We start from the raw sequence: 13,973 nt of genomic DNA, 5'->3' as shown, positions 1-13,973 counted from the left end.
GATTGAACAGCGGCCCGCGATGGTCATTATCGTGCTTCATGCGGGCATCCTAATAAATATGGTAATAAGTAGGATTATAAAATAGAAATTCCTAATATAGATACTTATAAAATAATACTAACATTATGATAAGTTGCATGTTTTATTCAATTTAATCACAGTAAATTGACCGTATTTATTGACAATCTGTTTTCATGGCGTTGACGATGGCGTTATAAAGCCTCAGCGCATCAGGGCATATGCACTGAATGCAAGGCGTAGCCTTGTCCCCAGGTGCATTGCAGAAGGACAGAAGAGATCATTCTTTGATTTGTTCCGTCATTCTCGGTCCTGATATGCGGGTCTCTCTGGCTTTCGGCCGGAAAGATCCGTTTTGGATCAAGAAACAATATTGGCACGCCCGCATTAACGGGCGTGCGGCAAATGCAGTTATTTCAATGAATTACTCTATTTATAATGAGCGGCGGCTTTTCATTCTGGAAAGCCGCCGTAATTTTTTTCAGGGATGTTGAGCACCGGTGACGGTGAGATAGACCGCATAAAGCGACTTCGTCGCGGCGATGAAAAGCCGGTTGCGGCGCGGGCCGCCAAAAGTCACGTTCGCGACTGTCTGCGGCGTTCTGATCTTGCCGAGGAGCGTGCCTTCCGGGGAGAAACAGTGCACGCCGTCGCCGGCGCTGGTCCACAGGTTGCCGTCCGTATCGAAGCGGAAACCATCCGGCAAGCCATTATCGATGGTGCAGAAGACCGTACCGGCGGTGACGCGTTTGCCGCCATCCACAACGTCGAAGACGCGGATGTGGCGCGGTGCGTTCTCGTCGTGGCTATAGGCGCTGTCGGCAACATAGAGCCTGGTTTCGTCAGGGGAGAAGGCAAGGCCGTTCGGCTGATGGAAATCGGTGATGATCGCATCGAGTTCGCCGGTTGCCGGGTCAAGGCGATAGACGTTGCGTGTCGGCTGTTCGGGAAGGGCCTTGTAGCCCTCATAATCGGCCATGATGCCGTAGGTCGGATCGGTGAACCAGACGGTTCCGTCTGAACGCACAATCACATCATTGGGGGCATTGAGTTTCTTGCCCTGGTAGCTGTCGGCAAGCACGGTGATGCTGCCGTCCGGTTCCGTGCGGGTGACGCGCCGACCGCCATGTTCGCAGGTGACGAGGCGCCCTTCGCGGTCACGCGTATTTCCGTTTGAGAAATTGGATGGCTGGCGGAACACGGAAACACCGCCTTCTGGCACCCAGCGCAGAATGCGCTGGTTGGGAATGTCGCTCCACAAAAGGCAGTTCTGGTCACCGAACCACACCGGACCTTCCGCCCAGCGACAGCCGCTATAAAGCTCGTCCAGATCGGCGCTCGGCACGATCATCTGCTTGAAACGTTCGTCGTGGATTTCGTAAATCGAAACAGTCTGTAGCAAGGAAAATTACTCCGGAAAAACTATCGTGCAGCCCGACGGCCACTGGCGAGGATGATCACCGCAATGATGGTGAGCCCGGTAAGGACGAGGCGGACACCGGCGCCGAAACCATAAGTGTTGAGCATCGAGACGATGAGGAACATGAACAGGGCGGCGCCCCAGATGCCGGGGATGTTGGAATCGCCACCGGCAACCGCCGTACCGCCAATGATGACGACAGCAATCGACATCAGGAGATATTCCGCCCCCATGTTCAGCGCCGCGCCGCCCGAGAAACAGGCAAGCAGAAAGCCGCAGAGCGAGGCCAGAACGGCGCAGAGCAGATAGGTGACGAAGCGCGTGCCATCGACGGGGATCCCGGCCATGCGCGCCGCGAACGGGTTCTGGCCGATTGCAGAAATCCAGCGCCCGTAGATGCTCTTTTTCAGGAGTACCCAGCCAATGACCGACAGGACCAGAGCCACTATGGCGACATTGGGAATGCCGAGGGTCGAGGCTGTGGTGAACTGTGCCAGGCTTTCCGGCGGTTTCACGCGCAGGCCGCGATTGCTCCAGATTGCCGTTGATTGGATCAGGAAGCTCATCGACAAGGTGGCGATGATGGGCGGAATGCGCAGGAGCTTGATCAGCGTATAATTGCAGATACCGACGGCAAGGCCGATGAGCAGCGCCACAGCGAGCCCTGCGAGGATCATACCCTCCTGGGAATCCATCAGCTTCAGCGCCAGTGTTGCGGCGAGCGTCATGTTGGCAGGCACCGACAGATCGATATTGCCCGGGCCGAGCGTGATGACGAACATCTGGCCGAGACCGACGATCACCGAGAAGGATGCAAAGGTGAAGGCAGCGTGGGAAAGCCCGTGCGCGCCTGCGCCTCCGGTGAAAAGGATGGTGATGATCCACACGGCGACGGTCGCGATGAACGACCATATCCATGGGCGGCTGGTAAGCAGGGCGAGACCGTTCATTGCTTTTTCTCCCTCTTTTCGAGGCGGTTGAGGAAGAGGCGCAGGGCCAGCACCACGATGAGAATGCCGCCTTGCGCTCCGATCTGCCAATCCGGTGAAATGCGCATGAAGGAGAGGAACGACCCTGCAAGCGTCAGTGTGAGGGCGCCGATGACAGCGCCGATAGGCGAGACGCGCCCGCCGACGAATTCACCGCCGCCCAGAATGACGCCTGCGATGGAGAGAAGCGTATAACGTAACGCGATATTGGCATCCGCCGATGTGGTGAGGCCCACCAGCGCAATACCTGCAAGCACCGCGAAGAAAGCAGCCAGCGCATAGGTTCCGGCGCGGATCAGGGTGACAGACCAGCCGGCGCGCTCGATGGAGCGCGTGTTGCCGCCCGCGCCGCGCATCAGCACGCCAAAGGTCGACCGCATTACGATGAAATGCGTGAGCAGCGCAATCAGAATGCTGGCGACAATGGCCATCGGCATGAAAGGCGGCTTGGCGGTCATGATCCAGCGCGCCCAGTCGGGAGCTTGCCCACCCGGCGATGGCAGAAGGAGGACTGCGAACCCGCCCCAGACGAAGCTCATGCCCAGCGTGACGACGATGGAGGGCAGGTTGCGCAGATGGATCAGCGCGCCGAGCGCCGCATAAGCCGCAATAGCGGCGGCGAGGATCAACACCCCGATGACAGGAGCGGTGTGAAGATAGGTCGCGGCGACGCAGACCACGAAGCTCACGAAGGTGCCCATCGAAAGATCGAGGTCGTTGACGGCCATGATCAGCATCTGTGCGATGGTTGCCAGTGCGATCGGGACGGCAAGATTGAAAAGGAGGTTCAGCCCGGTATAGCTCATGGCACGCGGCTGCATGTAGAAGACGGCGGCCAGAAGCAGGACCAGCGAGAACACCGGCGTCAGCAGGCGGATGGTGGAAGAGGAGAGGCGCATTATTCGTGACCTCCCTCGAATGATGCGGCAAGCACGTTCTTTTCCGTAATGTCTTCGCCGGTCAGTTCAGCAACGATAGCGCCGTCGCGGAAAACATAGACCCGGTCGCAAAGTTCGATTTCGTCCATTTCGGTGGAATACCAGACGAAGGTGCGCCCGTTTTCCGCCTCATGGCGCAGAATTTCATAGACTTCCTGCTTGGTGCCGACATCGACGCCACGCATCGGATCGTCCATCAGGATCGTATGCGCGCTGGTTGCCAGAGCGCGGGCGAAGAGCACTTTCTGCTGGTTGCCGCCCGACAGCGACAGGATGCGGTTGCCCATATCCGGCGTGCGTATCTGGATGCGGTCCTTCCATTCTCCGCCGAGCGCGTCTTCCCTTGTCTGGTCGACGAGTTTCAGCGACGAAAGCCGGTCGAGCGAACTGACCGTAAGATTGTGCAGGATGCTCCACAGGGGAAAAGTGCCGTTGAGGCTGCGGTCGCCTGCGACGAAGGCGATCTCGCAGGTCCGGGCCGGTATCCAGTTGGGGCGTCGCGCATAGTAAAGGTCGAGCAGCATCCTGGTCTGTCCGTGCCCTGCCAGACCCGCGAGGCCGATGACTTCGCCCTTGAAAGCCTGAAACGGCTTTATGTCGGCGGCGCGCTTTGCGAAGGACAGAACGGGTGAGCCGGTGGCATCGGTCTTTGCGACGCGGCGCGCCGCTTTCTCGCGCTCCACGCTGCCCATGGCTTCGACGAGGCTGCGATTGGTAAATTCGCTGGCGGCGCGATTGGCGACGACCTTGCCGTCCTTCATCACCACGATGCGGTCGGAGGTGGAGAGAATTTCGCCCAGCATGTGCGAAATGAGGATAACGGCACCGCCGGTTTCAACGAAGCGGCGCACATAGGCCATCAGTTGCGCGGCAATGCCCGCATCGAGAGATGAGGTCGGCTCGTCGAGAATGACCAGTTTTGGCGCAGTGCCGGGAGCGGTGAAGTTGATTGCGATTTCCACCATCTGCCGCTCGGCAATCGACAGTTCGTCGATGGTCGAGCTGCTTTCGATCTTGTTGCCCGGAAAAATCTCGTTGAGCTTTTTGGAAATCAGTTCAACGGCTTTGCCGCGCCAGTTCGCGCCTTCGAGGTCGCGTTGCATGATGCGGACATTCTCGGCAATCGTCAGGTTGGGGAACAGCGACAGTTCCTGAAACACGCAGCGCACGCCGTGCTTGCGTGCCATCGCCACGCCATGTCCCGCTTCGCCGTGATAGGAAACGCTGCCTTCGTGCGGCGACAGCCCGCCATTGATGACATTGACGATGGTGGATTTGCCCGCGCCATTGTGCCCCACGAGCCCGACACACTCGCCTTCGCGGATCACGAGTTCGGCGCCATCCAGTGCTTTCACCGCACCGAACTGCACGCGGATATTGCGCGCGGCGACGACCTCTCGTTTCTCTGCTGCTTCTGTCATACGTTCATCTGACTGCTGGAAATGCTGAATAAGGTGACGGAAAAGGGCGGGAACGAAACCCGCCCCAATCGTCTGATGATGCAAACGCGCTGCTTATTTCGCGGCGTCGATGACCTTCTGCGCGTCTTCAAGCGAATATTCGACATTCGCGACGCCACCCTTCTGGGTGTTGGCAAGGTCCTTGTCGAGCGATTCCTGGCTGACGCTGAGGAACGGAACCACAAGGTCCTTCTTCACGTCCTTGCCGTCGAGAATCTGCTGGGCAACCCAGAAAGCAAGCGTGGATACGCCGGGCGCAATCGAAACCGACATGGTTTCGTAGCCGTTGGTGTCCTTCTGCTGTTTCCACCACTGCAGTTCGTCCTCACGATTGCCCATGATGATGATCGGCGTTTCGCGCTTGGCGGCGGCGAAAGCCTGCGCAGCGCCGTAACCGTCGCCACCCTGCGTCACGACCGCATCGACTTTCGGCAGGCTTGGGAGAATGCCCGCGACGGCACGCTGTGCGACGTCTGCGGCCCAGTCGCCATTGACGGAACCGACGATCTTGAATTTCGGATGCTTCTTCACGCCTTCTTCGATGCCGGCATGGATATTGTCATCGACAGAAACACCGGCAAGGCCGCGAATTTCGAGCAGGTTGCCGCCATCCGGGAGGCGCTTGGCAAGATAATCGATCTGGCCTTCGCCCATCGCCTTGAAATCGACCGCGATGCGCCAGGCGCAAGGCTCGGTCACGATGCCGTCGAAGGAAACGACCGTGATGCCTGCATCGCAGGCTTCCTTGATCGCGCCATTCAAGGCGGTTGGCGAGGCTGCATTGATGACGATGGCGTCATAGCCCTGCAGGATCATGTTCTGGATCTGCGCGGCCTGTTCGGTCGCCTGGTTTTCAGCCGTCGTGAACGGGTCGGCAGCAGCCACCACGCCAGCCTTCACGGCTTCCTTGGTGATCTTGTCCCAGCTTTCCAGCATGGCCTGACGCCATGAGTTGCCAGCATAATTGTTCGAGAATGCGATCTTCTTCGACGATGTGTCGGCCATTGCGCTGCCTGCGGCCAATACGCCTGCCAGTGCTGCGGATGCGAAAAGGATTTTTGCGAGTTTCATTCATTCCTCCCAGTTGCCAGTATGCGACCCGCAGCGCCCCGGCACTCGGATCGTCTGAATTGATTGTGGCGCGAGCCTCCCGCACCGCCGCTCCTCAACGGCACCAGTCCGCGCCTGATGCGATTTTTCACTCTTGTATCGCGGGCAATTTTCTGGTGAAGCGAGGATGAAAGAAGAGAAGCCTTCTGTGAAGGCCCATTGAAGCAACTGACTTGCGGGTTCCCGCAGCAAAATTGCGGAAACCCGCAAGACGCACCGCGGATGTCGCGGCGTATTATAGCTTCATGAGCAGTTTGCGTTCTGGAGGAGAGACGCTTGCTTGAACTCGCCCCCCAAAGGTTGCTCGACCACTATCTGAATATTTCCAGATTGCTGGCGGGACAACTCGACTTCGATTCCATCATCCGGGCGGTGGCGGCGGAGATCACGCATATCGTGCCCTATGACCATCTGGACGTCTGCATCAAGACGCTCGATGGCAAGTTTCATATCGCCTATGAGAGCGGCATATCGACGGACTGGAGCCGGAATCCGCCCGCACCGCTTTCCGGCAGTCCCATTCGAACTGTGCTTTCCGGCGAGGCCGATCATCTTCTCACTGACGATGCGCGCACCGATCCGCGCTTTCATTTTACGGGTGCTTTCTCCAGACCTATTATCGAGCATGATCTTAAAGGCCGCCTGCATGTGCCGCTGAAGGCGCAGGGCGATATTATCGGCGCGCTCAGCTGTTCCAGTCTCACTCCCGCCTGCTACACCATGCGGGACGTGGAAAATGCCCAGTCGATTGCCGATCTGCTTACCCCGTATTTCTTCGCGATCCGTGCGGCGGAGCAGGCCAAGCGATCCGCCATTGTGGAAACGGAAGCGCGAGCGCGGGAGGAAGGCTTGCGCTTCGGCGCGCTTAAACTGACGGAAGCGCTGGAAATCGAGCGCCACCGCATCGGCATGGACCTGCACGACCAGACGCTCGCCGATCTGACACGACTGGCGCGCCATGTGGAACGGCTCACCCATGCGCCGGACCTCTCCGGCGAACAGCTTGAGCCGCTGTTTCGGGGGCTCCAGCATTGCATGCACGACCTTCGGCAAATCATTGAAGAAGCAAAGCCTTCGATCCTCCAGCTGTTCGGTTTCGTGCAGGCGACGGAAAATCATCTGGGCCGTTCGGTGCGCGACAGCGGATCGTCCGTCGAATGGACGCTGGATGACAGCAGCGGCGGCATGGCGGATCGCCTGGAAGAAACGGTCGCGACCTCGCTGTTCCGCATCGTGCAGGAAGCAATCAACAATGCAATCCGGCATGCTCATGCAAGCCGGTTGCGGGTTGCGTTCCGCAACAAGGGCGGTCGCCTCCATGTTGAAGTGGCGGACAACGGCATCGGTATGGATCGTCATACGCAGCGTCCCGACGTAGGGCATGGGATAGACAATATGCGCACACGCGCGCGGTTGATTTCTGCGAGTTTCGCTATCAGGAAAAACGGGGAAGGCGGCGGCACCAGTGTGACGATTCACCTGCCTGCGGAAATGTGCCGGGAGGGCGGAGGATAAAATGCATGTTCTGATCGTGGAAGATGATCCGTTGCACCGCGCCTATCTCGGCGAGGCCGTGCGGGCGGCGCTGCCGGAATGCAGCGATGTGCTGGAAGCTGAAAACGGGTGGGCGGGCGAGAAACTCGCGCGCCAGCACAGGGCCGCCCATATCGTCATGGATTTGCAGATGAATGGGCGCAACGGCATCGAAGCCGCCCGCACCATCTGGAAGGAAAACCCAGAAACGCGGATATTGTTCTGGTCGAACTATGCCGATGAAGCCTATGTGCGCGGCGTGTCGCGCATCGTGCCGGAAGGGGCGGCTTACGGCTATGTTTTGAAGTCCGCATCGGACGACAAGCTGCGACTGGCATTGCGCAGCATCTTCGTCGAGGCCCAATGCGTCATCGACCGCGAGGTGCGCGGCCTCCAACAAAAGAGCCTTGGTCATGCCAGCGGTTTCAGCGAAAGCGAATATGAGATTCTGATCGATATCGCGCTGGGGCTTACGGATCGCGTTATTGCGCGCCGCCGCAATCTGTCATTGAGAAGTGTCCAGAACAGATTGCAGCAACTCTATGAAAAACTTGGGGTTTATCAGGAGAGGAGCGAGCCGGATGAGGGGCGTTTCAATCTGCGGGCGCGCGCGGTAACGGTCGCGCTTTTGCGCAAACTGCTGAACTACAGCGCGCTTGAACGCGCCGAAGTCGAACTGAACGAATGGCTGGCAGCATCGACCCGAAAATCGAATCCGATTTTCGGAAAGCACGATGCGTAGTTTCAGGAGGCCACAGCCGCTTTCAGGCGTGGCTGCTCCAGGTCGAGACCGAGTTCCGAGGCGCGGTCGATAACCGGCGCGAAACGGCGACGCTTCTTCTCCTCGTGGTTGGAAGCAATGTCTGCGATACGGTGCTTGAGGAAGGGGTTGAGGAATCGTTCCCGCACAGAATCCACATAAGCCGCCGCCTGGTCTCCGAGACCATCCGCAGCGAAAACCGGCAGGACTTCCTCGCGCCAGACCGTTTCCAGTTCACGCCGGATCGTTTCGTCCTGCATGGCTTCCAGCACGATCTCTTCTTTCGGGCGATCGCCCTTCAACCATTGTTCTGCGATGAATGTATGGCCAAGGTTGAGCAGATAGAGCTTCAGATGCTCATAGCGGGCAAGATCGTCGGTGACGACGATATCTTTGTGTTCGCAAGGCAGCGTCAGGCCGTCGGCCTTCTCGATTGCCCACAGCGCATAGGGTTCGGCGACGGCGCCGATCGGCTCGATGGGTTCTGAGACGATACGATCAACAAGGCTGTTGGCGAAGACGCAGCGGGTTTCGAGCCATTGCACGAAACTGTCCGGCAGTTTCCAGTCATGAGCGAGATCGATCAGGATCGAGCGCAGCTTGTCGCCATTGCGCGAGATCAGTTCGCAGGGAAATACCGACAACGGCGCATCGGGATTGTGCTGCCAGCGATGATGCAGAAGCACCAGAAGCTTGGCCGGAAAGCTCTTCGGCAAAGCTTCTGGATTGGCAAGAAGCGAACTGTCATCGCTCTTGTCGAGCTCAAAACCCTTGTCGCCGGTATTGGAAAGAATCACATCGACACTGGCGCCAAGGTCGAGAATCGCAGGCCAGTCTTGATGGGCGGAATAGGCGGTGGTGACGCCTTGCGCCTGATATTCCTTCTCGAAGGGTTTCCCGTCAGCCAGTCCGCGGATCAGTACCGGATAGCTGCGGGCTTCGTTCAGGGCTGCGATCCGCTGGCTGCTCTGCGGGTTTGAAGTGGTCTGCACGACGGCGATTGTCCCGATGGCCTTGCCCTCGGCAAGCGCCTCCGAAACAAAGAAATCGGCATGAGCCAACAGAAAACGACTGGTGCCGAACTGCAGGATCGCTGGCTTTTCGTGCATGACCTTCTCCCATAAATCAATGGTTTTAACTAAGCGAAGCAGGGCAAATTGGTCAAGCCAGTGGGAAGATTTAAGGGCCGAATGATTTCAGCGCAGATGTGGAAATGTGCAATTTGCCGCAATTCTTTGGATTTTTGCGTATATTGCGCTTCGTTTCGCTTGCTAATATGGTAAGGCCAATTCGAGGAGAGGCGAATTGGGAGCATCATGAGCGACTTTACGGCGACCGCGGAACCGCGCAGGCTTTATCAGCAGATTGCAGACCGGGTGAGAAACCTCATTCAGGACGGCCAGTTTCCTGCTGGCAGCAGGCTTCCGGCTGAGCGCGAACTGGCACAGCAACTCGGTGTGTCGCGGCCTTCGCTGCGCGAAGCGCTGATTGCGCTCGAAATCGCCGGCAATGTCGAGATCCGCATGGGGTCCGGCATCTATGTCACGGCAGAGTCGGAAAAGCGTTCGCTTTCACAAGGAGCCTCCATCGGCGAGAGCCCGCTTGAAATCATGCAGGCGCGCGAAATGGTCGAGGGCAGCGTGGTTGTCATGGCTTGTGCGCGCATGACGCCCGAAAGCCTGGCCGAACTGCGCGCAACGATTGACGCCATGAAGGTGAATGTCGATGCCGGGCGCAAGGCCATTGAACTCGACAGGCAGTTTCATCTGCTCATTGCCGAGCAATCGGGGAACTCCGTGCTGGTGCGCATCGTGCGCGACCTTTTCGACGAGCGGCATAGTCCGCTGACGTCGCATATCAGAACGCGCTTCGAGGATAACGATACATGGGCTCTGGCTCTGGCCGAGCACGAGGCGATCTACGCGGCGCTTGAGGCGAAGGATCCGCTTCAGGCACAGGCAGCGATGCGAACGCATCTGGACCGATCCAAGCAGCGTTGGATGGATAATGAACCCAGCGAGTGATTAGCCGGGGCGATTTGGGAGTGAGGTCAGACACATGAATGATTCCGTTGCTACAGCGGTTGCGCCGGTAATTTTGCTGCATCCTGCGGATGATGTTGCGGTGGCGCGCGTTTCGGTTCGCGCTGGCGATCCGATCGGCCTTGAGGGGATCAAGGCCCGAGAACTGATCGGACGTGGGCACAAGGTTGCCGTTCGCGACATTCCGGAAGGCAAGGAAGTCCTGAAATACGGGCAAGTGATCGGCGTTGCGACGAAGGACATTGCGCAGGGCGAGCACGTGCATCTGCAGAACCTCGCCATGCTGCCCTCCGAACACGAGCATCAGTTCTCCATCGATATTGAGGAACGCGGCATGTTGCCGGAGGCGGAGCGCCGCCATTTCATGGGCTTCGACCGTGGCGCTGGCGGCGTCGGCACGCGCAATTTCATCGGCGTGATTTCGTCGGTCAATTGCTCGGCCACGGTGTCGCGCTACATCGCCGATTATTTCAATCGCATGGGCGGTCTCGACGGTTTCGACAATGTCGATGGCGTCGTCGCGCTGACGCATGGCAGCGGTTGCGCGCTCAACACAAAGTCGGAAGGCTATCGCCTTTTGACGCGCACCATTCAGGGCTATGCCAAGCATCCTAATTTCGGGGGCATATTGCTGATCGGGCTTGGCTGCGAAACCAACCAGATTGCGCCGATCCTCGAACATTATCGCATGGAAGAAGGCTCGCGCCTGCGCACCATGACGATCCAGCAGCATGGCGGCACGCGCAAGACCATTGATCATGCGATTGCCGAGATCAAGGAAATGCTGCCTTTGGTCAATTCTGCGGTACGCACCAGACAGCCTCTGTCGAAGTTGAAAGTGGCGCTGGAATGCGGCGGCTCGGACGGTTATTCCGGCATCTCGGCCAATCCGGCATTGGGCTATGCCTCGGACCTTATCGTGCGCAATGGCGGTACGACCGTCCTGTCGGAGACGCCGGAAATCTACGGTGCCGAACATCTTCTGACGCGCCGCGCAGTAACGCCAGCGGTGGCGGAAAAGCTGTTGCAGCGCATCGACTGGTGGCGTGACTACACCGCGCGCAACGGCGACGAACTTAACAACAACCCATCCCACGGCAACAAGCTCGGCGGTCTCACCACCATTCTGGAAAAGTCGCTCGGCGCGGTTGCCAAGGGTGGCTCCATGCCGCTCAAGGCCGTCTATGAGTTCGCTGAAACCGTGACTGAACCCGGCTTCGTGTTCATGGACACGCCGGGTTATGATCCCGTTGCCGTGACCGGTCAGGTGGCCGGTGGCTGCAATGTGATCTGCTTCACCACGGGTCGCGGCTCGGTATCCGGCTTCAAGCCTTCGCCCTGCATCAAGATCGCCACGAATTCCGAAATGTACGAGCACATGAAGGAAGACATGGACATCAATTGCGGCGGTATCGTCACCGGCGATGAGACCATCGAGCAGTCCGGTACGCGCATCTTCGAACATATCATCGCGGTCGCATCAGGCGAGAAGACGTTGAGCGAAGTCTATGACTATGGCGACAACGAATTCGTGCCGTGGCAGGTCGGCGCCGTAACCTGATCCCCTTGTTTCATAGCCCTTTATTCAATGACGACTGACAGGAATAATTCGATGGTCAAAGCTCTGCGCATCGAGAGCGAAAACGTTACCCGTTTTGCAGAAATCGACGAAGCGCCGTTGCTGGCGGGTCATGTCCGAGTGCGGGTTCGGCATGTGGGGCTCTGCGGCAGCGACCTGAACACTTTCAAGGGGCTTAATCCGCTGGTGCAACTGCCGCGTATTCCAGGGCACGAGATCGGCGGCGAGATCATTGAAGCAGGCGAGGGCGTCAGCGCCGCCTACGCCACCGGCAAGCGGGTGATCGTGCTGCCCTACACGAATTGCGGTGAATGTTCGTCCTGCCGCAAGGGCCGGCTCAATGCGTGCCGTTATAACAAGACGCTTGGCGTGCAGCAGAATGGCGGCCTGGCCGACCAGATCGTGCTGCCTGCCGAAAAGCTGATCCTCAACGATACGCTGGAACCGCGTCATCTGGCACTGGTCGAGCCGCTTTCGGTCGGCTTTCATGCCGTCGAGCGCGGACGGGTCCAGGCAGGCGACACGGTCGCTGTTCTCGGCTGCGGCATGATCGGCATGGGCGTGCTGCTCGGCGCAGTCGCCCGTGGCGCCAAGGTCATCGCCATCGATCCAAGTGCTGAAAAGCGCGAACTGGCGCTGCAATTCGGCGCGACACATGCGCTTCCGGGCGGCGAGGACGTTGTCGCGAAGGTTCAGGAACTGACCGGCGACGACGGCGTGGACGTTGCTTTTGAAGCGGTCGGCCTGCCGATCACTTTCACGCAGGCCGTCGATCTGGCGGGCTTCGCGGGCAGGGTGGTTTATGTCGGCTATTCCAAGGCGCCCGTCACCTACCAGACGCAGTTCTTCAACCTGAAGGAACTCGACATCATGGGATCGCGCAATGCGACGCTTGCGGATTTCGAGGCTGTCATCGCCCATCTGGAAAAGCTTGGAGCGGATGCCGACAAGCTGATCTCCAAAATATTTCCGTTCGATGAAGCTGAAGCGGCGCTTCCCTACTGGGACGGCGACCGCAATGTCTTGAAGATCATCATCGAGCGCGACTGAAATCGAAGCAAATGTCCGGGCCGGATAAACGGTGCCGGACGCTAGTGGAGGAAACCGGCCAAAAGGCCATTGTTTAATGACCCCATACGGGAGGATACTGATGAAGAAACTCGTTACCGGCATGATCGCCGCCAGCATGCTGCTGGCTGGAAGCATGGCTGCATACGCGCCAATGTGTCGATCAAGGTTGCCTATGAAAACAACCCCGGCGAGCCTTTCGATGAGGTAATGCATTACTGGAAAGACGATCTTGCCAAGCGCAGCAACGGCGAGATCACGCTCGAACTTTATCCAAGCTCGCAGCTTGGCTCCAAGAAGGACGTGACCGAGCAGGCCATGATGGGCCTCAATGTCGTGACCATTTCCGACGTGGGCTTTCTTGCCGAGTATGATCCTGATCTCGGCGTGCTCTATGGTCCGTTCCTGACCGACGATCCGGCACAGCTTTTCAAGGTCTATGACGGCTCATGGTTCAAGGAAAAGAGCGAAGAGCTGAAGAAGAAGGGCATTCATATCGTAATGCCGAACTATCTCTATGGCATTCGCCAGATCATTTCCAAGAAGCCGATCCGCACCCCTGAAGACCTGAAGGGCATGAAGATCCGCGTGCCGAACAATGTCATGCAGATCAAGACCTTCGAGGCAATGGGCGCGACGCCGACCCCGATGCCGCTCGGCGAAACCTTCCCGGCGCTCGCGCAGGGCGTGATCGATGGTGTGGAGAACCCGATTTCGGTTCTGTACGGCCAGAAGTTCCAGGAAGAAGCCAAATATCTGAGCAAGGTCGGCTATCTGACCAACGTGGCGCTCATCGTGGGCGGCGAAGCCTTCTTCTCCACGCTGCCGGAAGATCAGCTCAAGATGATCCATGAATCCGCTTACGATGCGGGCCTCTACAGCCAGAAGCTGACGATCGAAAAAGACAATGAAATGATCGAAAAGATGAAGGAAGCCGGAGTCGAAGTCATCGATGTCGACCGCGCTCCCTTCAAGGCACTTGCTGAGAAGGTCTACACCCAGTTCCCGGAATGGTCGCCTGGTCTTTATGACAAGATCAAAGCCGAACTGAACTGA

General features: G+C 58.3%; 13 protein-coding genes. 7 read left to right on the top strand and 6 right to left on the bottom strand.

Annotation, left to right across the window (positions count from 1 at the left end; translation table 11 throughout):
* Positions 1 to 248 precede the first annotated feature (248 nt).
* Positions 249 to 512 carry a hypothetical protein gene (locus ABWW28_RS10750; protein WP_176587569.1) on the top strand — a complete coding sequence of 88 codons (264 nt, stop codon included), beginning with the start codon at positions 249 to 251 and terminating at the stop codon, positions 510 to 512.
* Here ABWW28_RS10750 and ABWW28_RS10745 read toward each other — a convergent pair.
* From ABWW28_RS10745 to ABWW28_RS10725, 5 genes are all read right to left on the bottom strand, one after another.
* On the bottom strand, positions 500 to 1,369 hold the full coding sequence (locus ABWW28_RS10745; RefSeq protein ID WP_176588009.1) for an SMP-30/gluconolactonase/LRE family protein: 870 nt from the start codon (positions 1,367 to 1,369) through the stop codon (positions 500 to 502). The genes ABWW28_RS10750 and ABWW28_RS10745 overlap by 13 nt on opposite strands.
* A 71-nt stretch (positions 1,370 to 1,440) precedes the next feature.
* Positions 1,441 to 2,388, bottom strand: a complete 948-nt coding sequence (locus ABWW28_RS10740) for an ABC transporter permease (RefSeq protein ID WP_176587570.1) — start codon at positions 2,386 to 2,388, stop codon at positions 1,441 to 1,443.
* A complete protein-coding gene (locus ABWW28_RS10735; RefSeq protein ID WP_176587571.1) occupies positions 2,385 to 3,326 on the bottom strand; it encodes an ABC transporter permease in 942 nt (313 codons plus the stop codon). The genes ABWW28_RS10740 and ABWW28_RS10735 overlap by 4 nt, the downstream gene beginning before the upstream one ends.
* Positions 3,326 to 4,786: an ATP-binding cassette domain-containing protein gene (locus ABWW28_RS10730; RefSeq protein WP_176587572.1), complete on the bottom strand. Its 1,461-nt coding sequence runs from the start codon at positions 4,784 to 4,786 to the stop codon at positions 3,326 to 3,328. The genes ABWW28_RS10735 and ABWW28_RS10730 overlap by 1 nt, the downstream gene beginning before the upstream one ends.
* A 93-nt stretch (positions 4,787 to 4,879) precedes the next feature.
* Positions 4,880 to 5,896, bottom strand: a complete 1,017-nt coding sequence (locus ABWW28_RS10725) for an ABC transporter substrate-binding protein (RefSeq protein ID WP_176587573.1) — start codon at positions 5,894 to 5,896, stop codon at positions 4,880 to 4,882.
* Between the two features lie 315 nt (positions 5,897 to 6,211).
* On the opposite strand from ABWW28_RS10725, the gene ABWW28_RS10720 reads away from it, so the two are divergent.
* Positions 6,212 to 7,450, top strand: a complete 1,239-nt coding sequence (locus ABWW28_RS10720; protein WP_176587574.1) for a GAF domain-containing sensor histidine kinase — start codon at positions 6,212 to 6,214, stop codon at positions 7,448 to 7,450.
* A gap of 1 nt (position 7,451) precedes the next feature.
* The gene (locus tag ABWW28_RS10715; RefSeq protein WP_353390957.1) at positions 7,452 to 8,210 is read left to right on the top strand and encodes a response regulator; all 759 of its coding nucleotides are present in this window, start codon (positions 7,452 to 7,454) and stop codon (positions 8,208 to 8,210) included.
* Between the two features lie 2 nt (positions 8,211 to 8,212).
* On the opposite strand, the gene ABWW28_RS10710 is transcribed toward ABWW28_RS10715, so the two are convergent.
* The gene (locus ABWW28_RS10710) at positions 8,213 to 9,337 is read right to left on the bottom strand and encodes a mannitol dehydrogenase family protein (RefSeq protein WP_176587575.1); all 1,125 of its coding nucleotides are present in this window, start codon (positions 9,335 to 9,337) and stop codon (positions 8,213 to 8,215) included.
* Positions 9,338 to 9,544: 207 nt separating this feature from the next.
* Between ABWW28_RS10710 and ABWW28_RS10705 the strand changes: the two genes are divergently transcribed.
* The 4 genes from ABWW28_RS10705 to ABWW28_RS10690 all read left to right on the top strand — a co-directional run bounded on the left by ABWW28_RS10705 (position 9,545) and on the right by ABWW28_RS10690 (position 13,973).
* Positions 9,545 to 10,252, top strand: coding sequence for a FadR/GntR family transcriptional regulator (locus ABWW28_RS10705; RefSeq protein ID WP_006469164.1), 708 nt, complete (start codon positions 9,545 to 9,547; stop codon positions 10,250 to 10,252).
* 34 nt (positions 10,253 to 10,286) lie between these two features.
* A complete protein-coding gene (locus tag ABWW28_RS10700; RefSeq protein WP_006469163.1) occupies positions 10,287 to 11,831 on the top strand; it encodes a UxaA family hydrolase in 1,545 nt (514 codons plus the stop codon).
* Between the two features lie 51 nt (positions 11,832 to 11,882).
* Positions 11,883 to 12,899 carry a zinc-binding alcohol dehydrogenase family protein gene (locus ABWW28_RS10695; protein ID WP_176587576.1) on the top strand — a complete coding sequence of 339 codons (1,017 nt, stop codon included), beginning with the start codon at positions 11,883 to 11,885 and terminating at the stop codon, positions 12,897 to 12,899.
* Between the two features lie 69 nt (positions 12,900 to 12,968).
* Positions 12,969 to 13,973 (top strand): C4-dicarboxylate TRAP transporter substrate-binding protein, encoded by a 1,005-nt coding sequence (locus tag ABWW28_RS10690; RefSeq protein ID WP_353390954.1) that lies wholly within the window; start codon positions 12,969 to 12,971, stop codon positions 13,971 to 13,973.

The sequence above is a fragment of the Brucella sp. NBRC 14130 genome (assembly GCF_040371715.1).
Lineage (GTDB): Bacteria > Pseudomonadota > Alphaproteobacteria > Rhizobiales > Rhizobiaceae > Brucella > Brucella intermedia.
Note: the sequence above shows the minus strand (reverse complement) of the source record. Positions and strands in the feature narration are given on the sequence as shown.

Excerpts from the sequence above, each read along its gene's own strand:
- ABWW28_RS10695 (WP_176587576.1), top strand. The coding sequence starts at position 11,883 with ATGGTCAAAGCTCTGCGCATCGAGAGCGAAAACGTTACCCGTTTTGCA.
- ABWW28_RS10745 (WP_176588009.1), bottom strand. The coding sequence starts at position 1,369 with ATGATCGTGCCGAGCGCCGATCTGGACGAGCTTTATAGCGGCTGTCGC.
- ABWW28_RS10705 (WP_006469164.1), top strand. The coding sequence starts at position 9,545 with ATGAGCGACTTTACGGCGACCGCGGAACCGCGCAGGCTTTATCAGCAG.
- ABWW28_RS10730 (WP_176587572.1), bottom strand. The coding sequence starts at position 4,786 with ATGACAGAAGCAGCAGAGAAACGAGAGGTCGTCGCCGCGCGCAATATC.
- ABWW28_RS10740 (WP_176587570.1), bottom strand. The coding sequence starts at position 2,388 with ATGAACGGTCTCGCCCTGCTTACCAGCCGCCCATGGATATGGTCGTTC.
- ABWW28_RS10710 (WP_176587575.1), bottom strand. The coding sequence starts at position 9,337 with ATGCACGAAAAGCCAGCGATCCTGCAGTTCGGCACCAGTCGTTTTCTG.
- ABWW28_RS10700 (WP_006469163.1), top strand. The coding sequence starts at position 10,287 with ATGAATGATTCCGTTGCTACAGCGGTTGCGCCGGTAATTTTGCTGCAT.
- ABWW28_RS10715 (WP_353390957.1), top strand. The coding sequence starts at position 7,452 with ATGCATGTTCTGATCGTGGAAGATGATCCGTTGCACCGCGCCTATCTC.
- ABWW28_RS10735 (WP_176587571.1), bottom strand. The coding sequence starts at position 3,326 with ATGCGCCTCTCCTCTTCCACCATCCGCCTGCTGACGCCGGTGTTCTCG.
- ABWW28_RS10750 (WP_176587569.1), top strand. The coding sequence starts at position 249 with ATGCAAGGCGTAGCCTTGTCCCCAGGTGCATTGCAGAAGGACAGAAGA.
- ABWW28_RS10725 (WP_176587573.1), bottom strand. The coding sequence starts at position 5,896 with ATGAAACTCGCAAAAATCCTTTTCGCATCCGCAGCACTGGCAGGCGTA.